Origin of the sequence: Rhizobium sp. WYCCWR10014 (assembly GCF_001657485.1) — a bacterium.
Classification (GTDB): domain Bacteria; phylum Pseudomonadota; class Alphaproteobacteria; order Rhizobiales; family Rhizobiaceae; genus Rhizobium.
On the sequence record NZ_LXFU01000030.1, the window covers coordinates 92,681 to 113,784 of the forward strand.

The 21,104-nt window shown below is 58.4% G+C and carries 21 protein-coding genes and 1 pseudogene; 11 read left to right on the top strand and 11 right to left on the bottom strand.

The features are described 5' to 3' along the window. Positions 1-3: 3 nt before the first annotated feature. Entirely contained in the window at positions 4-510 is a 507-nt protein-coding gene (locus tag A6U98_RS11275) for a ferritin-like domain-containing protein (protein ID WP_064649844.1), read from the bottom strand. 445 nt (positions 511-955) lie between these two features. On the opposite strand from A6U98_RS11275, the gene A6U98_RS11280 reads away from it, so the two are divergent. After that, positions 956-1,933 carry a PAS domain-containing protein gene (locus A6U98_RS11280; RefSeq protein ID WP_064649845.1) on the top strand — a complete coding sequence of 326 codons (978 nt, stop codon included), beginning with the start codon at positions 956-958 and terminating at the stop codon, positions 1,931-1,933. 233 nt (positions 1,934-2,166) lie between these two features. Here the strand turns inward: A6U98_RS11280 and A6U98_RS11285 are convergent, their stop codons facing one another. Next, entirely contained in the window at positions 2,167-2,538 is a 372-nt protein-coding gene (locus A6U98_RS11285) for a hypothetical protein (RefSeq protein WP_197496374.1), read from the bottom strand. A gap of 159 nt (positions 2,539-2,697) precedes the next feature. On the opposite strand from A6U98_RS11285, the pseudogene A6U98_RS11290 reads away from it, so the two are divergent. The 3 genes and pseudogenes from A6U98_RS11290 (at position 2,698) to A6U98_RS11305 (ending at position 4,276) form a co-directional block, all read left to right on the top strand. Beyond that, positions 2,698-3,194, top strand: a pseudogene (locus A6U98_RS11290) (DUF4142 domain-containing protein). Positions 3,195-3,355: 161 nt separating this feature from the next. Further along, positions 3,356-3,571 carry a hypothetical protein gene (locus tag A6U98_RS36745; protein ID WP_156667833.1) on the top strand — a complete coding sequence of 72 codons (216 nt, stop codon included), beginning with the start codon at positions 3,356-3,358 and terminating at the stop codon, positions 3,569-3,571. Positions 3,572-3,868: 297 nt separating this feature from the next. Beyond that, a complete protein-coding gene (locus A6U98_RS11305) occupies positions 3,869-4,276 on the top strand; it encodes a response regulator (protein ID WP_156667844.1) in 408 nt (135 codons plus the stop codon). Between the two features lies 1 nt (position 4,277). Here the strand turns inward: A6U98_RS11305 and A6U98_RS11310 are convergent, their stop codons facing one another. Together A6U98_RS11310 and A6U98_RS11315 are read right to left on the bottom strand one after the other, a co-directional pair. Next, positions 4,278-4,775, bottom strand: coding sequence for a sigma-70 family RNA polymerase sigma factor (locus A6U98_RS11310; RefSeq protein ID WP_064649849.1), 498 nt, complete (start codon positions 4,773-4,775; stop codon positions 4,278-4,280). A 203-nt stretch (positions 4,776-4,978) separates the two neighbouring features. Then, positions 4,979-5,596 (bottom strand): ABATE domain-containing protein, encoded by a 618-nt coding sequence (locus A6U98_RS11315; protein WP_064649850.1) that lies wholly within the window; start codon positions 5,594-5,596, stop codon positions 4,979-4,981. A gap of 90 nt (positions 5,597-5,686) precedes the next feature. On the opposite strand from A6U98_RS11315, the gene A6U98_RS11320 reads away from it, so the two are divergent. From A6U98_RS11320 to A6U98_RS11335, 4 genes are all read left to right on the top strand, one after another. Beyond that, positions 5,687-6,733: an EamA family transporter gene (locus A6U98_RS11320; protein WP_064650069.1), complete on the top strand. Its 1,047-nt coding sequence runs from the start codon at positions 5,687-5,689 to the stop codon at positions 6,731-6,733. A gap of 156 nt (positions 6,734-6,889) precedes the next feature. After that, positions 6,890-7,402 carry a nutrient deprivation-induced protein gene (locus A6U98_RS11325; protein ID WP_245304517.1) on the top strand — a complete coding sequence of 171 codons (513 nt, stop codon included), beginning with the start codon at positions 6,890-6,892 and terminating at the stop codon, positions 7,400-7,402. After that, positions 7,395-7,811 (top strand): phage holin family protein, encoded by a 417-nt coding sequence (locus tag A6U98_RS11330; protein WP_064649852.1) that lies wholly within the window; start codon positions 7,395-7,397, stop codon positions 7,809-7,811. The genes A6U98_RS11325 and A6U98_RS11330 overlap by 8 nt, the downstream gene beginning before the upstream one ends. Next, positions 7,811-8,815 carry a DUF3618 domain-containing protein gene (locus tag A6U98_RS11335; RefSeq protein ID WP_064649853.1) on the top strand — a complete coding sequence of 335 codons (1,005 nt, stop codon included), beginning with the start codon at positions 7,811-7,813 and terminating at the stop codon, positions 8,813-8,815. The genes A6U98_RS11330 and A6U98_RS11335 overlap by 1 nt, the downstream gene beginning before the upstream one ends. 208 nt (positions 8,816-9,023) lie before the next feature. On the opposite strand, the gene A6U98_RS11340 is transcribed toward A6U98_RS11335, so the two are convergent. After that, positions 9,024-9,599, bottom strand: a complete 576-nt coding sequence (locus A6U98_RS11340; RefSeq protein WP_064649854.1) for a TetR/AcrR family transcriptional regulator — start codon at positions 9,597-9,599, stop codon at positions 9,024-9,026. 103 nt (positions 9,600-9,702) lie between these two features. Between A6U98_RS11340 and A6U98_RS11345 the strand changes: the two genes are divergently transcribed. Beyond that, a complete protein-coding gene (locus A6U98_RS11345) occupies positions 9,703-10,389 on the top strand; it encodes a glutathione S-transferase (RefSeq protein WP_064649855.1) in 687 nt (228 codons plus the stop codon). Positions 10,390-10,567: 178 nt separating this feature from the next. Continuing rightward, entirely contained in the window at positions 10,568-10,738 is a 171-nt protein-coding gene (locus A6U98_RS35725) for a hypothetical protein (protein ID WP_245304507.1), read from the top strand. A 52-nt stretch (positions 10,739-10,790) separates the two neighbouring features. Here the strand turns inward: A6U98_RS35725 and A6U98_RS11350 are convergent, their stop codons facing one another. Beyond that, positions 10,791-12,653 carry a glycoside hydrolase family 15 protein gene (locus A6U98_RS11350; protein WP_064649856.1) on the bottom strand — a complete coding sequence of 621 codons (1,863 nt, stop codon included), beginning with the start codon at positions 12,651-12,653 and terminating at the stop codon, positions 10,791-10,793. A gap of 422 nt (positions 12,654-13,075) precedes the next feature. Beyond that, positions 13,076-13,264, bottom strand: coding sequence for a hypothetical protein (locus A6U98_RS38115; protein WP_064649857.1), 189 nt, complete (start codon positions 13,262-13,264; stop codon positions 13,076-13,078). Between the two features lie 979 nt (positions 13,265-14,243). Here A6U98_RS38115 and A6U98_RS11360 point away from each other — a divergent pair. Next, positions 14,244-14,765 (top strand): hypothetical protein, encoded by a 522-nt coding sequence (locus A6U98_RS11360; protein ID WP_064649858.1) that lies wholly within the window; start codon positions 14,244-14,246, stop codon positions 14,763-14,765. Between the two features lie 450 nt (positions 14,766-15,215). Here A6U98_RS11360 and A6U98_RS11365 read toward each other — a convergent pair whose 3' ends face one another. The 4 genes from A6U98_RS11365 to A6U98_RS11380 form a co-directional block, all read right to left on the bottom strand. Then, positions 15,216-17,423, bottom strand: a complete 2,208-nt coding sequence (locus A6U98_RS11365; protein WP_064649859.1) for a methyl-accepting chemotaxis protein — start codon at positions 17,421-17,423, stop codon at positions 15,216-15,218. 266 nt (positions 17,424-17,689) lie between these two features. Then, the gene (locus tag A6U98_RS11370; RefSeq protein ID WP_245304508.1) at positions 17,690-18,520 is read right to left on the bottom strand and encodes an N-acyl homoserine lactonase family protein; all 831 of its coding nucleotides are present in this window, start codon (positions 18,518-18,520) and stop codon (positions 17,690-17,692) included. A gap of 9 nt (positions 18,521-18,529) precedes the next feature. Further along, positions 18,530-19,525: an ABC transporter permease gene (locus tag A6U98_RS11375; RefSeq protein ID WP_064649861.1), complete on the bottom strand. Its 996-nt coding sequence runs from the start codon at positions 19,523-19,525 to the stop codon at positions 18,530-18,532. A gap of 1 nt (position 19,526) precedes the next feature. Continuing rightward, positions 19,527-21,074 carry a sugar ABC transporter ATP-binding protein gene (locus tag A6U98_RS11380; protein ID WP_064649862.1) on the bottom strand — a complete coding sequence of 516 codons (1,548 nt, stop codon included), beginning with the start codon at positions 21,072-21,074 and terminating at the stop codon, positions 19,527-19,529. Positions 21,075-21,104: the final 30 nt, after the last annotated feature.

Sequence of the window (21,104 nt, forward strand, 5' to 3'; positions counted from 1 at the left end):
CGGTTAGGCCGCCCTCTTGCCCTTGGCGTTTGCAGACGCCTGTGCAAGCTGGGTCAACTTCTTGTCGGTTGCGACTTCTTCGGCGAGGTTTGCCTGAAGCAGGGGAACGACATCCTTGAGGCCGAGCTGGTTTGCCCATGCGATGAGAGTGCCGTACCGGGCGATCTCGTAGTGTTCGACGGCCTGAGCCGAAGAGATGAGACCGGCATCAAGTGCCGGCGACCCCTTGAACTCTTCCATGATCTCTTCACCCTCGGCGATGATGCCCTGGATTGCCTCACAGGTCTTGCCGCGTGCCGGCTTGCCTAAAAGCTCGAATACCTGATCCAGGCGTTCGATCTGCGCCTGAGTTTCGTCGCGGTGCAGCAGGAAACCTGCCTTGCCTTCCTCAGACTGGGCGGCGCGGGCCATTTTCGGCAGCGCCTTCAGGATCTGCTTTTCTGCAAAATAGATGTCCTTGAGCGTATCCAGGAAAAGGTCATCAAGGGTTTTCGTAGTGCTAGTCGCCATGGTTATTCCTCCTGTGGCATGGGCTTGCGCGGGGTTGAACGCCGCGTGGTTTTGCTTGTTCCTCGCCGAAATTAACCGGCGCTCCGTTGCCGGAGCGCCGTCTCTTTCCGGCCAAGGAAGAGAGGCCGATCAGCGATACTGCCAGACAGTCCGACTCCAAGAGACGCCGGGCCGATCCGCAGGTGTGTAACCACGCGCGACCATCGTTGTTCCCTCAGACCTTGGCTTTCTCGCCAGCTTTGGACGACATTGGCATTCGGCTCCATCCGGGAGGTCCGCCGAGCCGATAGCAAGGATCACGTCGATGATGGACCCCGGGCACACATTGCCCCCATCGGAGTAACCAAACCCCTTGCACAAAGGGCCCATCACCCTATGTGCCATTTTCGCACTAGCTAAATTAGCATATTGAAATTCACTCCTTGTGCCAAAGGAAAGCGCAGAGATGATTTTGGAAGACCTTTACCGCTTGCTGAGAAGCGGACACGTGCAGGCTCAGGGCGTCGCCGATACGATGACTCAGCCGACGGTCGTTCTGGATCATAGTCTCTGCGTAACGAGCGCCAATGACGCGTTCCTGCGGACTTTCGAGGTCGAACGGGATGACGTCCAGGGGCGAAGCTTTTTTGGTCTCGGCAACGGCCAATGGGAAATAGCCGAGCTCCGGCACCTAATCGCGTCGGTGATCCCAAAAGCAACCACCGTTATCGGCTTTGAAGTAACGCATAATTTTCCCGCAATCGGGCAGCGGACCTTTCTTGTCGATGCGCGTCGTCTCATTCATCCCGACAATAACAGCACAAACATCCTGATCCTCTTCGATGATATTTCGGAGCGCAGGCGCCATGACGCCGAGAGAGATTTCATTATTGCAGAGACGCGGCACCGCCTGAGGAACCTGTTTGCGGTGACACGCGCCATCGCCCTGCAGACGGACACTGAGGATCGGACTGCCGACGAATATCGCGCCGTCTTCCTCGGGCGACTTGAGGTCACGCTTCGTGCGCAGGAAATAGCATCTACCGGCGAGACCACCGATTTTGAAGTGCTGGTGCGGCAATCGATCGGCGAGCCCGGCGTCAAGCGTCTTCATTGCGAGGGCCCGGAGGTGACCCTTGCCAGTTCCAAAGTTCTCGCGGTCGGCATGATATTCCATGAACTCGGCACCAATGCGGTCAAGCATGGTGCCTTGTCCGTTCCCGATGGGCAGATCCATCTCACATGGACAGTCGAGACCGGTCCGAGAAGCCGGACTTATCTAAGCTGCGAGTGGCTGGAAAAAAATGGCCTACCTATCACGTCGCCCAAGCGCCGCGGTTATGGCACCGAGTTGATCGAGGGTACTTGCGCTCATCTCGGCGGAAAGGTCGAACTCAAGTACGATCCGGGAGGCCTTGCAGCCACGATCAGGATCCCGGTGTGAAGATGGATGGACGATTCTGCGGAAGTCGATGTCGAGGCAGGTGATGCGTTGGTAGTAAAGCCACTACGAGGTCGAAGCCATCCCTACGTTCTCGCACCAGAGAGGTGTGGCCACGACGCTGCTCGTTCGTGCGCGCGCGGTTCGTCATTCGGACCATCGCATTTTCTTCCTGGCCCTGTCGGGTCACCGGAGGATACTAGAATCAGCCGACCATGCGTATTGGGGCCTTTGCATTAGCGGATCTTCTCGGTGCCGCTGGGTGTCGTCACCATGGTCGGACCGCCGCCATTGCCTTGAGGCGTAGGATCGCGATCGGTAGCTTCGGGCGGCCGGCTGCCGCCGCCAGCCGGGTTGTTGTCGAACGTTCCGGCGCCATGAGGCTGGGCGTTGCTTTGATCGGGGGCCGTCGATGCCGTGGGTTTCGTATCGTTGTCGATGCTTTCTCCCCAGATCTCGGCCGCCCCCCAGGCAACGATCGCTAGCACGAGACCACTCACAAGTACCGCAAGCACAGGCTTGCCGTATCGCCCCTGTCTCGCGTCTGTCGCGCTCTCCGTCACCTGCTCAGGCTCCTGGCGCTGCGACTGGTGGTTCGAATTCGTCATCATAAAACTCCCTAGGGTGGACCGCACCAAACCGCGGCCCGATGCGGAAGTTCCAAAACTTTTCGTCGAGGGCAGATCCGATTGCGGCTTGGCAAAAATCTCCGGAACATTTGCCGCGCGCTGAGGTTGGAGACGGCAATTCCTCTGATGGAGACCTCGATGAAAACCGTTCTCGCCTCCCTTCTAGTCTGCTTGACTGCATTTTCCACCACGGCGGCAGATGACGCGTCCAAGCAGCACGCCACCGACTTCGCGTCGAAGGCCGCCATGTCGAACTTGTTCGAGATCGAGGCCGCGAAGATCGAGATTGCGAGCGGAAAGGCCGATGACGCCAAACAGTTCGCGCAAGACATGATCAGGGATCACGGCAAGGCCGGGCCTGTTCTGAACGATGCCGCGAAAAAGGACGGCATCGAACTGCCTGCCGCGCTTGACGCAGAGTATACTGCGAAACTGGCCGCCCTCCGGCAAAGCGACGCCGCCAACCTTGATCAGGCCTATCTTTCCACTCAAGGACCGCCCATGAAGAAGCCGTGAATCTCTTCGACAGCTATTCAAAGCAGGGGCCGGATGGGCAGCTCAAACGGACGGCTGCAAAGATCCTGCCGGACCTTCGAATGCATTTGACGCGAATCCGCGGACTGACCTCGAAATGATGGTGGAAGTGATCTAGCCGCCAGGTCTGATCATCATCCGCAAATGTCACAGCAATACTATTGCCGCGGCCATTGCGACCGCTGAAATCAGGCCTGCCGCAGTCAGACAGAGAGTGACGACTTGGGAACCCTTTCCCACTTCCTTATTCTGGAGTTTATTGGTGCCGAGTATCACCGCAACAAGACCCGCTCCAATCCAGCACATGAGCGTCAGCGTTCCTAACGATATCGCCCACTCAGCTCCGCTCATCGTCATTCTCCTGATCTTCAACAACCAACCTCAACGCCCCTCCAATGTTCCGGCCTTCTTTGGATGGGCCGTGAACAATCGCCGCTACGGCATGTCGGTCGGTTCGACCCCGATGAAGGAGACGTAGAATGGACGGCGACCGAGAACGCTCTCCAGCGAGCGCAGGGCAAAGGGGCATTGCGGAAGGACGATGAGCAGCTGGCAGGACGCCGAAGCGAAATCGCAAGCGGACCGGTCAAGGCCTTCAGAGGAGGCCGTATTCAAGGTGGGGTAAAACGGGTAGGGTTCTGAGCAGATCGCGTAGATCGGGCCGGGGACCGGTCCAAACAAGCCAATCGAATGACTGCCTCTGGTTTCTTAATCCCGCGATGACTGGTACCACACTCGCTCGTCTGCGGACAAATCATCTATGTCGGCCCGGCACATGGGTCAGAGGAGCGAGGATTTGGAAAAATTGGCCATCGAGCTCTTTGCAGGTAAGCGCGTGCTGATCGTCGAAGATGAATACTTTCTTGCAGATGAGACACGGCGGAAGCTTGAAAGGGCCGGCGCATTCGTTATCGGTCCGGTTGCTGGTGTAGGCGCCGCTCTGGATCTTGTCGAGAATGAGGAGATCGACGCGGCAATCCTGGATGTTCATCTGGAGGGCGAGTTAGTGTTTCCGGTCGCGGACGAGCTTGAGCGCCGCGATATCCCGTTTGTCTTCGCCACTGCCTTCGACCCGTCGGTAATTCCCGTAAGATTTACAGGCTTCGCGCTTTGCGAGAAGCCAACCGAATTGGGAAAGATCGCGGAAGCGTTGTTCGGCCAGAGTGCCCGCGAATACCACTAGATCACTCGCTGTCGAGCGCCTTCGTCAGATGATGGCGAGCCCGGTTGACCCTGCTCTTGATTGTCCCGATCGGCACGCCGCACTGATTTGCAGCGGCCTCGTAGCTCACACCCTCAACAAATATCAGCATAACGGCGGTTCGATAATTCGTCGGCAAGGTGGAAATCGCGACCTCTAGCTCGCGCCCGCGTAGCTCCCAGATCTGCGATGGCGGCGAAGACGCCCAAGCGGCGGAATCTTTGATTCCGCCGACCTGTTCTCGCTTGGATATTTTGAATTTGCTGCAGAACGTATTGCGCATTATCGTAAACAACCAAGAGCGTAGTTGGGTGCCGTGCTGGTAATTCCCGGAATGCGCGATCGCTTTGGCAAGCGTTTCCTGAACAAGATCATCGATATCGCTCGTCGAACTGTTGAAGCGTTTGGCGAACGATCTGAGAGCCGGCATATTTTCAAGCAGTTCGGCGTCCGTAAAACCTGGACGATCATCAATGGACATTGGGGTTCTCCTCTGATGAGTGAACTTCGCCTCACCTCTTCCGTTCCACTCGGATCGCTGATTCTTGTAGCCGCGCCCCACGTTCCGCCGACGAAGCGGTCTAAGCCCCGAATTCGCGCTCAATTGCTGGTCTGGCCGCGGGGCGTTCCGGCCCCGACGTCGTCCTGAGCCGGCGCCTTGACTAGTTGGTAATGACCCGAACTTCAGTCGCTTTGCACGGCCCGAAACTTGCGCACTCTTGCATTTGATCCGCAGGTTTTGTCCGAGCACCACCGCCTGTGACCGCCGCGAGACTGGTCAAGGAAAAGCCAGCCGCAATTTCGACCCTGGCACGCGCGCACAGGACGGCGTTCGGCTCGCGACGTCAGCAACTGGGCAGCCAACACGGCGATACGGTTGCTGATCGCATCCAAGTCTTTGGCGTCGGCGCGACGCCACTCGATGATGCCTCCAACCTGGCCCAATGTTTGTTGCGATAGGCTACGTCTGACCATGTCGGCAACAAGCTCGAGATCATTCGGACTAATTTGGCTTTCATCAAACTCGGACAGGAACAGTCGGTATAGGGCCTCCCGCAGGTCCTTTGCTTGGCCGAGTTCTTTTTCGGCGTCCGACAAAGATCTGTTAGCCGTGACCAGCAAGGCGTCGCGTTCCTTGTCGTCGATCACATCGAGGCGACAGGCCCAGGCCACGAGGTCATCGTAGCTATTCAGGAAATCCGGCCCCCAACGTCCACCGCGACTATCGACCGTGTTGACGAAGTCGAGTGCCGGATGACCGCCAAGAAGGCTGATGTCATCGATCGTCTTTTGCCTGTCCATGATGTGAATATCGTTCTGCGGAACGATTTCAACAAGAGCGGGTTGTAACGAGATAACTAAATTTTACTCGTTACAATGATCGGAGCCGTCATGCTGGCCGACGTCAACAAAAATCAGCTGCGCTTTCTGATGCTGTGCATGATCTGGGGAAGCACCTGGATCGGAACGAAGGCGGGCATCGAGGCCGTTCCGCCTCTCCTGTTTGCCGGCACCCGTTTCACCGCGGCCGGTATTTTGCTTCTTCTTTATACACTGGCCAAAGAAGAGACTGCGAGCTTCAAGGTGCAAGACGGCTTTCGCTTCGCCGTCGTCAGCATCCTGATGATTACGCTCTGCTACGGTCCGCTGTTCTGGGGCATGCAATATATCGATTCCGGGACTGCCGCCGTTCTGGAAATGTCGCTTACCCCCATCGCGCTATTGGTGTTTGCGCTCCTTCTCAACGAAGAGACGTTGGATGGCCGTCGCATCCTTGCGATCGCTCTGGGGGTCTGTGGACTGGTCGTCCTGTTCTGGCCGGCCGCCGCCAATGGAAGTCTGCCCGCTGCTGAAGCCTTCCCAGGCGCGAGACTATGGGGCGGATTGGCGGTTGCATCAGCAGCTTTCACCTATGGCTACGGATCGGTGCTGGCCCGTCCACTTCTGCGAACCTATCCGGCCTTGCTCGTTTCAGGTGTGACGACCCTAGTCGGAGGCATCGTGCTGCTGATTGCAGCCCTGGCTTTCGAACCGGGGGCAGTCGCCGCCCTCTCAGGCGACTGGGGCACAGTCGCCTGGCTCGGCTGGTTCTTCCTGGTGATCTTTGGCTCGCTGATCGGCTACACGACCTTCATGCGCCTGCTGCGGGACATCGGCGCATCTCGCGCAGGCAGCTATGCCTTCGTGTCACCAGTGATCGCTGTCGCCCTTGGCGCCGCAGTCTTCGGCGAGCAGATCACCGCAATGGATGTGATCGGCATCGTCGTGATGCTGAGTGGCGCCTATCTTGCCATGTCAGGAGTGCCGGCGACGGACGCAACCGTTCTCGAACGTGAACCCGAGCCGAAACGGCCCCACGAGGATCTCGACAACGACCCCAAATGCCGAATCCGCGCCATCATGAAACAAAACCAGCAATGCCGTGGGCGACTGCGATGAGGCTGAAAATTGCTCCGGGAGGCGGAGGTGGGAACAAAGCCAGCCGCTCGAGGTTCGTGGGTGCGGCAGTCGCCGTTCGTTCAGTCATGGGAGGCTTCAGTGTCAAACGAGTTCACAGAAATCGATGGCAGGCCAAGGCCGTCATCCGCGACATCATTGCAATCTGGGGATGCGACGTCGTCGCCCCAACCTTCCGCGACACTCGCGGGATTGAAGGAGAAGTTGGCTGATGACGTGACCGCCGCCAGGGACACCATAAAAGAAGGCGCCGATACCGCCGTCGAGAAGGTCAAAGAGGTGGTTTCCGATCAAGCGAACTTCGCTGCCCGCCAGGTTGGCGGCGTGGCAACGGCGCTTGAAAAGGTTGGCGCTGAACTGGAAGCATCCGACCAACCGGAGGTCGGACGCTATGCCAAGCAGATCGGACGAAGCGTCCAAGGCTTCGCCACGCAGATGAAAGACAAAGACATCGGCGAAATCGCGGCGATGGCTGAAGAATTCGGCCGCAAGCAGCCGCTAGCCTTTCTTGGGATTGCAGCACTTGCGGGATTGACCGCGAGCAGATTTTTGACGGCTTCCGCCAAGCGAGCGCCAACACAGGCAACGAGGCGGACACCTCCGGCTACGCCCAGGGAGCCATCTGCAACGGGAGGCTACACCAATGGCTAAATCTCCCGACAGTGTTCCCCTTTCAGAGCTGATTGGCGGTCTCGTTGCTGATGTCACGGGCCTGTTACGCAAGGAAATAGATCTCGCGAAGACGGAGGTGTCCGAAAAGTTCACGCAAGCGCTCAACGGCATCGAAGTGGTTATTTTCGGGCTTGTCCTTGCGGTGGGCGCTGTGGGCGTCCTGCTGAGCGCCTTGGTTGCCGGGGTTGCGGCCCTTCTGGTTACTCAAGGTTTCACCGAAACAAGCGCCGGTGCGCTCGCCTCCCTTATCGTCGGCGTGGTCATCGCTCTCATCGCGTGGGCGATGGTCTCTCGAGGCCTCACTACACTTCGTAGAAGCAGCATGAAACTGGATCGAACCGCGACCTCGCTTCGCCGCGACGTCGACGTTGTGAAGGAAAAGATCTGATGGAAACCACAACCGAAAAAACATCCGCCGATCTTCAAAGAGAGATCGATCAGGATCGCCAGCGCATCGGAGATCGCATCGACGCCATTCAGGAACGGATGTCGCCAGGCCAACTGGTCGATGAGGTCCTTGCCTACGCAAAAGGCAGCGGCGGGGGAGAGTATGTCAGCAACCTCGGCCAGGCTCTGAAGGCAAATCCACTGCCCGTCGCATTGATGGGTGTGAGCCTTGCGTGGCTCATGGCCAAGGGGACCTCCGCAAGCCCGCCTGCCAGCCCTCAGCCAGAACCTGAATATCCGCTCTATCCGGCCAACGGCGCGGTCCGCCGTCTTGGCCCCCCGGAGACCGAGAACGGATCCCGCTACAGTCACTTCGCAGACAGCTCTGGCAAGAGGCTTAAGGCGCTGACTGATGAAAGCGGACACCGTGCCGGTCACTTCGTCGATGAAGCAGGCAAGACTTATCGGGGGTTTGCGGATGCCACCGGCAGACAGGTCGATCAGATCACCGACGAGACGGGTGCAATGTTCGACGCGGCAACTGGCTGGGCGGCGGAGAAATGGGAGCAGGCAAAAAGCGCCACAAGCGTGATGAGTGCCCGTGCGTCCGCGGCCGCGAGCTCGCTGTCTGCCCAATCGTCTTCAGCGGCGACAAGTCTCCAACAGCAAACCAGCAAGCTCAACGAACTGATCCTCACGCAGTTCCGCGATCAGCCGCTGGTTGGGGGCGCTCTGGCTTTCGCGGTCGGAGCCGCTATCGGCGCAGCGTTGCCGCACACCGACACTGAAGACGAGTTGCTCGGCGAGGCTTCCGATGCCACCACAGACAAGCTCAGCGCTCAAGCGCTGGAGGTTGTAGACCAAGGCAAAGAGGTGGCGACCGAGGTCTACGAAGAGGCCGCTTCGATCGCCTCAGATGCCCACGATGCCGTTAAGGAGCGTGTCGTAACCAAGGTCGATGCACTGAAGGCAGGTCCGCAGGGCAGTGATCGCCAATCGATTTAACAGTGGGGATCGCGAGCGCACGAAAAGGCGACAGTTACAACTCGTCGGCGCATGTGCGCCGACGCTATGCCATTCGGTGGCAAACGGGCTCTAGTCAAGATAAAAGGAACGTGGCATGTCCGCGATGAAAATCATCCTCACCGACCTCATGATCTGGCTCTTGACGACCTAGGCGCGACGTAATGGAACCGCGTGGTGCCGTCAACCGTCAAGGGATGAGACCTGTCGTTCGGTAGGCTCTGATCGACCGGTCATAGACGCCGATGTCCCGGCAGCCGCGCGCCACCAGCTGGGCCCCCTCGATCGCTGCGAAGATCGCCATCGCGTGCTCCTGCAGGTCCTGATCGCTCGCCGAAGGCCTTGCCCGTAAGAGGACCTTGGTCAGCCAGCCGACATTCATCGCAGCGAATTTAGCAACCTCGGTTCGAACCTCCATGGGAAGGTCGTCAAGTTCGGCGCTCATAATGCCGCATAGGCACATGCGATTGTCGTTGGCCAGGGCCGCGCGAAAGATCTCGGTGTATCTGTCCATGCACCAGGTCGCCTCCTCGGAGGTCGCCAGTAACTCCGCCAGAAACGCCGACCCTTCCTCGGTATAGCGACGCGCCAATGCGGCGGCGAGATCGCCCTTGGTCGGAAAGTGGTAGTGCACGCTGGCACTCTTGATGCCCACTTCTTTTGCCAGCTCGCGAAAGCTAAGCGCATTATAACCGTGCGCCTGCACCGTCGCTTTTGCGGCGGACATGACTGCCTCGCGCATATCCGTTTTGGTTTTGGCCATCATCGATCCTTACCTATCACTCGATAGATAGTTGTTGACCCCGGAAAAGGGAAGGAATAAACGACGACTGCAATCTATCTATCGATAGACAGATAAGGAGTCTCCCATGAAAATCTTCGATCGCCCCGGGTTTCCCAATCCGGCCCGCATCCGCATCGTGCTCGCCGAGAAGGGTCTCGAACCGCAGGTGGAGTTCGTCTCCGTCGACCTCATCGGCGCCGAGCACAAACAGCCGGCTTTCCTCCAAAAGAACCCATCGGGCGTGCTGCCGGTGCTCCAGCTCAATGACGGCACCTACATCAGCGAAGCCACAGCCATCACCGAATACCTCGACAACCTCGACGGCGATCCGCGGCTCACCGGAAAGACGCCGAAGGAAAAGGCCGTCATCCACATGATGCAGAAGCGGGCCGAGACCGAGCTGCTCGATGCGGTCGGCAACTACTTCCATCACGCGACGCCGGGCCTCGGCGCCGAGCTGCAGGTGTTCAAGAGCCCGGAATGGACCGGCCGTCAGGACTGGGGCAACCGCCAGCGCGACAAGGCACTCGCCGGCATGACATATTTCGACAGATTGTTGCAGGACCAGTCGTTCGTCGCCGGCGATGTGTTCTCGATGCCCGACATTACAGTGTTTGCCGGGCTGATGTTTGCCGACGCCGCCGGCATTACCATCCCAGAAGATCATTCCGCGCTGAAGTCCTGGCGCGCAAAAGTCTCCGAGCTGCCCAGCGTCAAGAATCGCAGCGGCCAGATGTTCGTCGCGGAGGATCTGCGCAGGCTCGGCTTCTGATCCCTCCGCACGAAAGCGGTGCGACACCGCACCGACGCCAAACCACAGTCGCCAATCGCGCCCCCAAGGCGGCACAATTTTCACGGAGTTTCCTCATGTCTACGATCTCAACACCCGACAGCGCTTCCCGGCGCAACCTGCTAAAAGGGGCTACAATCGCGGCGTCGGACGCGCGCTGGTGGTCCACGGCAGCGACGACCAGATCGTCCCGCCGGAAATCTCCGCAAAACTGACCGCCGGGTCGTTCCAAATGCGAAACTCATTGTCTACGAAGGTGGCTCCCATTGGGCTGCTGCATGTCGACAATTACCGCTTGAACGCCGACCTGCTGGCGTTGCTTCGTGCCTGATGGCGCGCGAAAGGCCGGGGGCTGGCTGTAGCCCAGCCTCCGGCGCCTTGATCTACGGCCGCCATTCCTGGCTGTTTCGATCATCGAGCTCGCGATCTAGGTAGAACGCTGCGCTGATGAGAGCGAGATGAGTAAAGGCTTGCGGGAAATTGCCAGCGAGCTGCGCCTTGGTATCAAACTCCTCGGCATATAACCCCAGATGGTTGGCATAATTCAGAACCGACTCGAAGACCCTGCGAGCCTTCTTGGTGTCCCCCGCTCGTGCGAGACACTCCGCATACCAGAATGAGCAGGCTGAGAAGGCGCCCTCCTCCCCGTCAAGGCCGTCATTACTTCGATATCGGTGCACGACACCGTCGTCCGCTAGTTGGTCGCCGATCGCCGTCAAGGTCGACAACCACCTCGGGTCCGTGGCACTGACAAACCTCACCAGCGGCATGAGTAGCAGCGAGGCGTCAAGCGTGTCGCCGCCCCTTGTCTGCACAAAGTACCCCTTCTCGTCGTTCCAGAAGTTTTTCCAAATGTCTTCGTAAATGTCGTTCCTGACGTTATGCCACTTGGAAAAAGGCGCCGCGAGGGATCGCTTGGTCGCGAGACGTATTCCCCGATCGACCGCCACCCAACACATGAGCCTGGAATGGAGGAACTCCTGTGGCTCGCGGCGCATCTCCCAAATCCCGGCGTCAGGATCCTCCCAATGGTCGCAGACAAACTCCACAACCTTTCGAACCCCCTCCCAGTGATCGTGAGAGATTGCGTGGCCGTATTTGTTGCTCAGATAGATCGAGTCGAGAAGCTCACCGTAGATGTCGAGCTGGAACTGTTCTGCAGCGTTGTTTCCCACCCGGACGGGCGCCGCACCGCCATAGCCGTGCAGGTGCTCGAGGCTGGCCTCGTTAGGCACCTCGCCGCCGTCGATCGCATACATGATCTTCAGTCGTCCGCCGACGTCGCATGCCGACGCCCGCTGGCCGATCCAGTCGTTGAATGCCATCGCCTCGTCGCGATAGCCAAGCCTCATCAATGCATACACTGTGAAGGAGGCGTCGCGTATCCAGGTGGCGCGATAGTCCCAGTTGCGGCTGCCACCGGGGGTTTCCGGCAAGCCAAATGTTGCGGCGGCGACGATCGACCCGTGCTTGCGCGAGGTCATGAGCTTCAATGCCAGCGCAGAGCGATTGACCATTTCGCGCCAGCGTCCGCGATAGGTCGACTGTCTCGCCCAGTTCTGCCAGAAGGCGACTGTCTGTTCTTCCATCTCCTCCGAAGTCGAAGCCGCCGCATTGTCATCACCGTCGTCGAGAATGAAATCGATACACTCTCCAGCTTGGAGGGTAATCTCTGCGACAACGGCGCCATCGATCTCGGCGAGTGGCACATCAGCCAAAAGCCGTAGAACTTCGCCGTTCGCCTGCCGCCAGATTGCAGCGCCCTCTTCCAACTCCGCCGGGAGCTGTCTTCTCGCATATTCGAACCGAGGAGCGCACGACATACGCACCTTTAAACTTCCACGCGTCGCACGAAAGCGCCGTACGACCATGCTCGAGCCGTCGCTACGCTTGTCTTTCACGTACATGAAGTCGGTGAGTTCGCCGCTTACCTTGTCGCCCATCCAACGTGTGAGGAGGACGTTCGTATCGGGAAGGTACTGCTGCGTCACGCGAGCGTCTGCAAGCTCCGGAGCGATCTGAAACTTGCCACCACGTTGCGGGTCGAGCAGCGCGGCAAAAATTGTCGGACTGTCGAAATCGGGCCAGCACAGAAAGTCGATCGTGCCATCGGTAGCGACAAGCGCGATCGTCGCCAAATCGCCGATCACACCATGGTTCTCTATCGCGCGCGGAATGACGACTGCGTCCTCCTGGCTATGGTCTGCGGCGACCTTATTCTCGATGAGCCCGCTGTTTGCATCCATGCTGCGTTCCTCCCTGGCCGCTTCGGATGAATAATCCTGGCGAAGTTGGCCACCTCAGCGATTTGGCGCTTTGGTTTGAAACGACAATGGGGGCCACGGTGGGCCAATCGACTCCCGCTCTCCTTTGAATGATCCAAGCATAGAATCTATTCGGTTGACACGCTGGAACTCATGCGACCGGAAAGGTTGCTACGATCGAGCGCGCTCGTGACGTTACGTGGCTCCGATTGCGAAGTCTGCTCCGACCCACTTCCAGCCTGACCGCTTTTCGCGTCAGTTTCGCCGCGATCAGACGACCGCGGTCGGATCATTTCAAGCGCGGCCGATCAAATTTGACGGTAGGTGCCCCACCTCGGCAAGCCAAATCCGCCATCCTGATCATTGACAGGAAGATTGAAAATGCCCGTGCCACTCGCCGAACCTCAGATTGCGGTTCGCATGAGATAGGGAGATCGCTCGACGGGGACCTGCGCGACGATTTTCAATACGAGCGTGGGAGCCATATCGGGAACTGACCGAACTCGCCCGTCTTTGTAGACCACCCGTAGGTGGCAGGTCTTGCCGTCGTATTCTAGTTCGGCGATCGTCTTTGAATGGACCAGAAATTGCATGTTACGCTGTCTCCCTGCACTGCGACATGACCGAGTTGAACATTCCGACCGCCGCCATCCCGGGGGCAGATTGTTGATCGTCACGTGAACTCCTTGTCACCGCGACGTCTGGCGCTGTCTGTACGCGATCGATTCACAAAGCGTTCTATCAATCGTCCTAGCGAAATCGCGAAGATACTTAGTCAAGGCTTCGAAATCACGTGAAATCAGCGTGACACACGTCTCACGACTATGTGGACACCGCCTACCAGAAAAAGATGTAAGCCGCGAGATGAGCGGTCGGCGCGCTTTGCCGCCCGTGCAGGACGATGCTGTAGACAATCGACGTCGCCCAGCATGTCCTGGGGGACCGCGGGGCGAAGGACCTTCTGTAACCGTGACTACCAGTCTTGTTTCAAAGGTCAACGGAGGAGTTCGGCCGCGACGGACTGCTTCGCTAATCGTGCCGAGGGTTCTGGCGATCCTCGACGTCCAAAAAGGTCGAATCTCGAGGCAGCGCGGTTTGATGGGCCTTGAAACGAACACAGTGCCCGACTATTTAAGCTTAATCGGCGTTGCTGGTGAGTGTTCCACGAGAGCGTTCGCGACTGCCGAAGTCGCTTTTTTACTTTTGACCACGGATGTACTGGCACTGGTGTTGAGAGCGATGTCGGAAAGGTCGGTGCGGTTTCGCCCCGGCCTTTTTTGTTGCGATAAAGGTGGGTGCCCGGCAATGGCTTGACGGATCCCGGCCTCGGCGCCCGATCGACCTCAGCAGGATCGAGATGCGATCATTGGCGGTCTGAAGTTCCACTTTCCTCGACGATCGCGTCGTAGACGTCTAACTGTGCATCCTTGACGAACATCTTGTCTGCGAAGTCTTGGAGCTAAATAAGACGCAAGCCAGCTTTCGGATTGTCGCTCAGATCCTATCCCCGGCTGTCCTCCTCATGGAACATCCAGGAATCGACGTTCGAACACCAAGCCCCAGTTACCGCAAATGATCCACTTCACCGGCGATACGCATTTCGGAGACTCGCGCGTCCTGCGCCTCGACAAACGCCCGTTCGCCAACATGGTCGAACACGACGACGCCCTGATCTGGAACTGGAACCAGACCGTCGGCACTGATGACGAGGTCTGGCATCTGGGAGACTTCATGTCGGCAAGCGCTGGCGAGTGCTCCGAGCTGCTTGCGAGGCTCAACGGTCGAAAGCACCTGATTGTGGGCAACAACGACCCGACGACGACCACAAATTCACCGGGATGGGAGAGCGTGCAGCATTACGCCGAACTCCAGCACGACGGACATCATCTCGTCCTGTGCCATTACGCTTTTCGGACTTGGAACCAGATGAGCAAGAAGTCGATCAACCTGCACGGCCACTCCCATGGCAGATTGAAGCCTCTCCGTCGCCAATACGACGTCGGGGTCGATGGGCAAGAGCTTCGTCCGGTCACACTGGAGGTCCTCTTGAAAAAGAATCGTGTCGTCGCCGGTGGGGAAGATATGAACGAATAGGGAGGGCGTGATTGTGCTAGCTGGTTGAAGGCTTGCGCTCGACGTGAACTTCACCCGTATCTCAGATGTCAGAAGTGCCGTCCGGGGTCGATCTCGCCCATGCCGATGCTGAACGGTTCCCTCGTGGCCAAAGTGTTGTTTTATCAGGGCCAACAAGACCTGAGGGCACTTGATCTTCGCCCGGCACTAAACTCTTCTCGAAACTCGGAGCCATCGTCGAGCGGCTCGAACGCCTGGGCGGGCCGGGGCGTTTGAGGCTGTCGCTGCACTGGCTGAAAGGATGAAAAGGGGGCCCGAGAACAATATCTCAGGCCCAGGTATTGCTTCGACTGCGTAGGGAGGAGAACGCGTCGATCTCTTCATTTTAAGCGCTTATGGTTAATGAAGCGTAACTGCGCGATAGACCCGAAAGGTCAGTATAATCCTTTTCATCGCGCGGCATTCCCCAGTTTAGAACTCCTGCCATTCATCCCTAACGGCATTTGACCCGAACGAGCTCGCAACCCGTTTCATCATCGTGCGCACAGGCGATTGTTGAGGCTTTGTTTCATGCGGATAGACGGGACTCGCGGCGGCTGTGCTAAACGTTTCCGATTTAAAGCGTGATACGAGGCTCCGCAGGTTGCCTGCCTCGTTTGCCAGAGTGCCGCTGGCTGCGTTCGCCTCCTCGACCATGGCCGCGTTTTGCTGGGTAACTTGATCCATCTGGTTGACGGCGGTATTGACCTCCGAAAGGCCAATCGACTGCTCGCGCGCCGACGTTGCGATCGAATCCATGTGCTGATTGATCGTAACGATGAAGGCTTCGATAGCCTTGAGCGCTTCGCCAGTCTGGCTGACCAGCGTTACGCCATTTTCCACTTCCGCGCTGGAATTCCGAATGAGTTCCTTGATTTCCTTTGCAGCCTTTGCAGAACGCTGAGCCAGTTCGCGGACTTCCTGAGCCACGACGGCAAAGCCCTTTCCAGCCTCGCCGGCCCGTGCCGCTTCAACACCGGCATTGAGCGCCAGCAAGTTCGTTTGGAAGGCGATATCGTCGATCACGCCGATGATGTTGGAGATCTGGCCCGACGACTGTTTGATCTTTCCCATAGCGTCTACGGCGGAAGCAACGACAACGCCTGACTGGCGGGCATTCTCATTGGCTTGAATGGCGACGCTTCGCGCCTCGTCGGCGCGCTTGGTCGAATTCGCGACATTGGTGGTGATCTGATCGAGAGCAGCGGCGGTTTCCTCCAACGATGCTGCCTGTTGCTCGGTGCGCTTCGAAAGGTCGTCGGCGCTCGCACTGATTTCGCGCGAGCCGCTGTCAATCGCGGTGGTCGATCGCGCCACCGCGCTCAGTGTCTCGCGAAGCTGTCCGACAGCCTGATTGAAATCGGCGCGCAGCGCCTCGAAATCGGCCGGAAGAGGATTGACGATCTGATAGGTCAAATCCCCGCGCGAGAGCTGCCGAAGACCCTCGGCGAGCGACTGTGTCGCTACAGCCATATCCGCGGCACGCTTGCGATCGAGTTCCGCTGTCTTCTGACGTTGCTCTTCCGTCTGTTGGCGATTTGCGGTTGCCTCGACTTCAAGGCTGCGGGCCTTCTCAGCATTTTCCTTGAACACCTCGACGGCCGAGGCCATAGCGCCGATCTCATCCGATCGATCCTTGCCTTCGATGGTGACGTCGAGATCATTTTCAGCGAGACGCGACATCGTACCGGTCAGATTGCCGATGACTTTGGAAAATGTGCGAGCGAACAGGAGGAAGCCGACCAGAGACAAGAGCGACACGAACACGCTTCCTACAACAGTCGCCCACAGGGCGCTGGAGCTTGCAGCGAGCAGTTCTGTTGCGTCGGCACCGATTTCCAAGACGCCGAGCGGATCGCCGGAAAAGTTTGTGAACGGCACGGCCTGGACCAGGATATCCCGCCCGCCGGAGGAAATCTCATCGAATACTGGTTTGCCGGCGAACGCGGTTTGAATCTGTTCGGCAGTCAGCATCGACTTGCCATCGAGGGTGGAGGCCTGGAGCTGAAGTTTCCCGTCCGCGACCACATTGACCGCGATCTCACCGCCTATACGATCGGCGATCGGCCCGAAGTATGGATTGGACAATTCTGTACCAACGTCGACGACGCCGACGACCCTACCGTCTTGGACGACCGGTGCGGAAGCATACATGCCAATGCTCGCCCGGCCTGGTTCGATCCCCGCAGCCACCTTGCCAGTCGACAGAGCCTTTACCACCATCTTGCGGCGTCCGGTCATGTCGTCGCCGAATTTGTCAGGAGCATGGAGACGTGCGATGGCCGAGCCCTTCACATCGACGAAGGTTACAAACTGCAAACCGCCCTCCTTCGAGATCGCTGGAAGACCAGAACCATACTTGGTCAGTATGGCTTCTCTCTCCTTACCGAGAATGAGTTTTGCGGTATCCGGATCGCTTGCGAGCGCCAACGCGAGAGCGGCGGCCGCCCTCTGGGTCGCGCCCATGTCAGTCTGGATCAGGGAGAGGTCGCTGCGTGCCCTGCTTTGGAGGGCATCGTCGTTCGCGATCGACTGGCGGTACCATGCCTGCCCACCAATGGCGGCGCTCGCGAACAAGACGGCTCCGAACCCGTAACCGGTCATTTTTACCCAAATAGGTCTGCGCACTTTAACGCTCATCTGCCCCTCTCGATAATCGTTCTATAAGGGGAGCGATAAACTGGAAGTTATCAGTTTTTCTTAACAGCAGGCTATCAGGTTTCGCTCGGCGAGGCTTTGCGGGAATAGTCTCTCCGCAACGAGGATTTGCTTGATCTGGGCGCTTGGCAAAATGTCTCCAGGGATCGAACAAGGCTCTTTGACTGATTGATCCTGTTGCCCTGGATTTGGTGTTAGCCGCAGGAGCAATCCTGCGGCGTCGAAGATCTCACCGCTACTCCCGAAGTTCAGGACGCCTTGAGGATCTTGAAGCCCTCGATTTCCCTGACGAGCGGCAAATGCGCCCAGCGATCATTGTCGTGCATCATGATTAATCGCGACATGTCGCCTGCTATCTCCTCGTTGATGCGATCCATGGTCTCCAACTGTTTCCAGATGCTGCCAATACCGTTGTTCAGGGGCGCAAAGACGCCGTCGTGCCGATGTCCGGTCAGGTTGAGCTTCGAATAGATGCAGTCGCCCGCCGCCAGCAATCGTCCGCGCGCGGTTTCGACAATTACGAACTGCTGCCCGAGCGTGTGGCCTTCGCCAAGGCGAACATGGATTCCAGGCAGGATATTGTCCTTGTCACCATCGACCAGCATCAGGCGATGTTCGACGGCCGCGTCAAAAGCCGAGCGCATGTTGTCCGGATTGATGATGGCCGTCAGGAAACCGTATTGTGGCGGTAGTGCTATCGCTTCGTTCCAGGACAGCCATTCGCGCTTCTGGATGAAGATCCGAGCCTTGGGGAATGCCGAAATCGACCCCATATGGTCGAAATGGGCATGGCTGAGCACGATGTCGGTAACATCCTCTGCCTTGACGCCGAGCTCCTCGAGCATGCGCACCGGCGAGATCCATTCGGGAATGCCAAATTTCCTGGAAAACTCCTCGCCACTGCCTTCATTGAGAAAGCCGGTGTCGATCAGCACATTCTTTTCTCCGTTCCGCGCCAGGACGAAACCGAAAGGCAGGTCGAGGACCGTTGACGGCGAGGCACCGTTGACGAGATCGATCAGCGGCTGGTCTTTCGACCGTGCAAATTCGATGACGTGGACCTCCCAATGATTGGACATCATATGCTCCTAACGCTGCGAGAGAATGCGGCCGAGGCTGGAGAGGCCGACGGCGATGATCAGGATGGCGCCTTGAAAAATGTACTGCGAGTAGGTCGGTGCGCCGAAAATATTGAGGCCGTTAAAGCCAAATGCGATGATCATTGCACCGATGAAGGTGCCGAAGACATGGAACTCGCCGTCGCGCAGTGTCGCCGAGCCGAGGAAGACGGCGGCAAACGCGGTCAGCAGATAGGGATCGGCTGCACTTGTCGTGCCGCTGCCAAGCCGTGAAGCAAGCAGGATGCCGGTCAGCGCTGCGCACATGCCCGATATGACGAAACCCAGGATTTTGATGCGGTCCACATTGATCCCGGCGAGCCGCGCAGCCGAAGGATTACCGCCGACCGCCTGGATCTCCTGGCCGAGCGCGGTCCGCTCAACAAGAAGCCAGAGAGCGCCAAGCACAATGACCATGATGACGATATTGTTTGGAATACCGAATAGCCATCGGCCGAGCGAAACCTGCAGAAATGCCTCTGGCACACCGGCGGTGATGGGCACGCCGGCCGAATAAGCGAAAGACAGGCCAGTCAGAATTGTGCCAACCCCGAGCGTGGCAATGACCGAATTGACCTTGACCTTGGTGACGATCAAACCGTTGACGAGGCCGATCAGGCCACCGAGCAGGATGACGATCAGGATCGCCACACCGATCGGCAGTTTGCTGGAGACGATCAGGCCCGTCACCAATACCCCGTGCAGGGATGCAGCAAAACCGATCGAGAGGTCCAGTTCGCCGACGATGACGGCAAGCGTCAGACCGCCGGCGATGATCATCGCCAGCGAGGTCTGGTTCAACACGTTGGTGAAATTGTAGATCGTCGGAAAGGCGCGCGGCGACAAGATCGAAAAGGCTGCGATCATAGCCAGGAGCCCTATGATCGTCGCATAGCGGGCGAAGGCCCCAAGCGCACGTTTCATTGCCGGTGAAAGGCTTCGGGTCGATACGGCCAGGTCGCTCATGTCAGTTCCTTTCGGTGCCTTCGAAAGCATAGCTTGCTTCGACCAGCGCATTGCGGGTTATACCCGCGCCTGTCAGCTCGCGGACGACGCGACCTTCGGCCATGACGAGCACGCGGTCGCAAAGGTCGGGCAACTCGTCGGGCTCCGAAGAGACGACGATGACCGCCATGCCGCCTGCCGCGAGATTCCGGATCAGCCTATGTATGTCGGCTCGGGCGCCGATGTCGACGCCTCGCGTCGGCTCGTCGAGAATAAGGACCTTCGGCTGGCGCAGAAGCCAGCGGCCGATGACCACTTTTTGCTGATTGCCGCCGGACAGAAGGCCGACCGGGGTCTCGATCGAATGCGTCTTGACCGAGAGATCGCGAACGATCCGCGAAGATAGATTTTCGCGGCGGCGATAATCGATCAAAGGCACTGCCGGGCTGCGGACAATATTGGCGAGGTTGGAGAGCTGGAGGTTGAAGGCGACGCTCTTTGTCAGCACCAATCCGTCTGCGCGCCTCTCTTCCGGCACGAGCCCCAGCCCGGCCTTGACCGCGTGGGCCGGCGTCTTCGGCAGGAACGCCCTGCCGTCAAGGATCATCAGCCCGGCATCAGCACGATCGGCGCCGTAGATCAGCCGGATCAGCTCCGTTCGGCCGGCACCGACAAGTCCGCCAATGCCGAGCACTTCGCCGCGATGCAGTTCGAAAGAAACGTCTTTGACTTTCGGCAGCCGTGTCAGTCCTGCGACGGAGAGGATCACATCCTTGCGCGCATCGTCCTTTTCATGGCTCAGATTTTCGACCAGGCCGCCGACGATCGCCTCGACAAGTGCAGCACGCGTGAGATCGGGCTTATCGATGACTGTGATGAAGTTACCGTCACGGAAAACGGAAACGCTGCCACACAGGGTGAGAATTTCGTCGAGCCGGTGCGAGACGTAGAGGATCGTAACGCCGGAATCTCGGAGGTCCTGGATAATCTTGAACAGTTTTTCGCTTTCGGCCGCGGATAGTGAGGCGGTCGGCTCGTCCATGACGATCAGCCGCGCCTTTCGCATCAGCGCTCGGCAGATGTTGATCAGCCAGTTCTCCGCCGTCGAAAGATCTTTCACTTTGGCGTTCAGCGGGGCACTGATGCCGACGCGTCGGGCGACAGGCTCGACATCCCTGGCAATCGCCTTCCAGTCGACGATCCCGAACCATGTTCTTTTCGGCAGGCCCAGCATGATGTTTTCCAAAACCGTCATTCCGGGAACGAAGGCGAGTTCCTGATGGATGAAACTCATGCCGAGATCGGTAGCGACGGCCGGCGTCGCGATGGTGACCGGATTGCCGTCTATCAACACCTCGCCCGCATCGGCATGTGTTAGTCCCGCCAAAACCTTGATGAAGGTTGATTTGCCGGCGCCGTTGGCGCCCACAAGTCCGTGAATTTCGCCGGCGCGAAGCGTCATCGAGACGCCCTTCAATGCCTGGGCGCCGCCATAGGCTTTCCGAACGCCACGGGCAACAAGAAATGGAGGCGTGATCGACGCCTCCTTTTCTGGATTGGACGCAAGCATTTGCTTCTCTTCCGATCTAAGGTTCAAGCC

Excerpts from the sequence above, each read along its gene's own strand:
- A6U98_RS11275 (WP_064649844.1), bottom strand. The coding sequence starts at position 510 with ATGGCGACTAGCACTACGAAAACCCTTGATGACCTTTTCCTGGATACG.
- A6U98_RS11280 (WP_064649845.1), top strand. The coding sequence starts at position 956 with ATGATTTTGGAAGACCTTTACCGCTTGCTGAGAAGCGGACACGTGCAG.
- A6U98_RS11285 (WP_197496374.1), bottom strand. The coding sequence starts at position 2,538 with ATGACGAATTCGAACCACCAGTCGCAGCGCCAGGAGCCTGAGCAGGTG.
- A6U98_RS11305 (WP_156667844.1), top strand. The coding sequence starts at position 3,869 with ATGGGTCAGAGGAGCGAGGATTTGGAAAAATTGGCCATCGAGCTCTTT.
- A6U98_RS11310 (WP_064649849.1), bottom strand. The coding sequence starts at position 4,775 with ATGTCCATTGATGATCGTCCAGGTTTTACGGACGCCGAACTGCTTGAA.
- A6U98_RS11315 (WP_064649850.1), bottom strand. The coding sequence starts at position 5,596 with ATGGACAGGCAAAAGACGATCGATGACATCAGCCTTCTTGGCGGTCAT.
- A6U98_RS11320 (WP_064650069.1), top strand. The coding sequence starts at position 5,687 with ATGCTGGCCGACGTCAACAAAAATCAGCTGCGCTTTCTGATGCTGTGC.
- A6U98_RS11330 (WP_064649852.1), top strand. The coding sequence starts at position 7,395 with ATGGCTAAATCTCCCGACAGTGTTCCCCTTTCAGAGCTGATTGGCGGT.
- A6U98_RS11335 (WP_064649853.1), top strand. The coding sequence starts at position 7,811 with ATGGAAACCACAACCGAAAAAACATCCGCCGATCTTCAAAGAGAGATC.
- A6U98_RS11340 (WP_064649854.1), bottom strand. The coding sequence starts at position 9,599 with ATGATGGCCAAAACCAAAACGGATATGCGCGAGGCAGTCATGTCCGCC.
- A6U98_RS11345 (WP_064649855.1), top strand. The coding sequence starts at position 9,703 with ATGAAAATCTTCGATCGCCCCGGGTTTCCCAATCCGGCCCGCATCCGC.
- A6U98_RS11350 (WP_064649856.1), bottom strand. The coding sequence starts at position 12,653 with ATGGATGCAAACAGCGGGCTCATCGAGAATAAGGTCGCCGCAGACCAT.
- A6U98_RS38115 (WP_064649857.1), bottom strand. The coding sequence starts at position 13,264 with ATGCAATTTCTGGTCCATTCAAAGACGATCGCCGAACTAGAATACGAC.
- A6U98_RS11360 (WP_064649858.1), top strand. The coding sequence starts at position 14,244 with ATGATCCACTTCACCGGCGATACGCATTTCGGAGACTCGCGCGTCCTG.
- A6U98_RS11365 (WP_064649859.1), bottom strand. The coding sequence starts at position 17,423 with ATGAGCGTTAAAGTGCGCAGACCTATTTGGGTAAAAATGACCGGTTAC.
- A6U98_RS11370 (WP_245304508.1), bottom strand. The coding sequence starts at position 18,520 with ATGTCCAATCATTGGGAGGTCCACGTCATCGAATTTGCACGGTCGAAA.
- A6U98_RS11375 (WP_064649861.1), bottom strand. The coding sequence starts at position 19,525 with ATGAGCGACCTGGCCGTATCGACCCGAAGCCTTTCACCGGCAATGAAA.
- A6U98_RS11380 (WP_064649862.1), bottom strand. The coding sequence starts at position 21,074 with ATGCTTGCGTCCAATCCAGAAAAGGAGGCGTCGATCACGCCTCCATTT.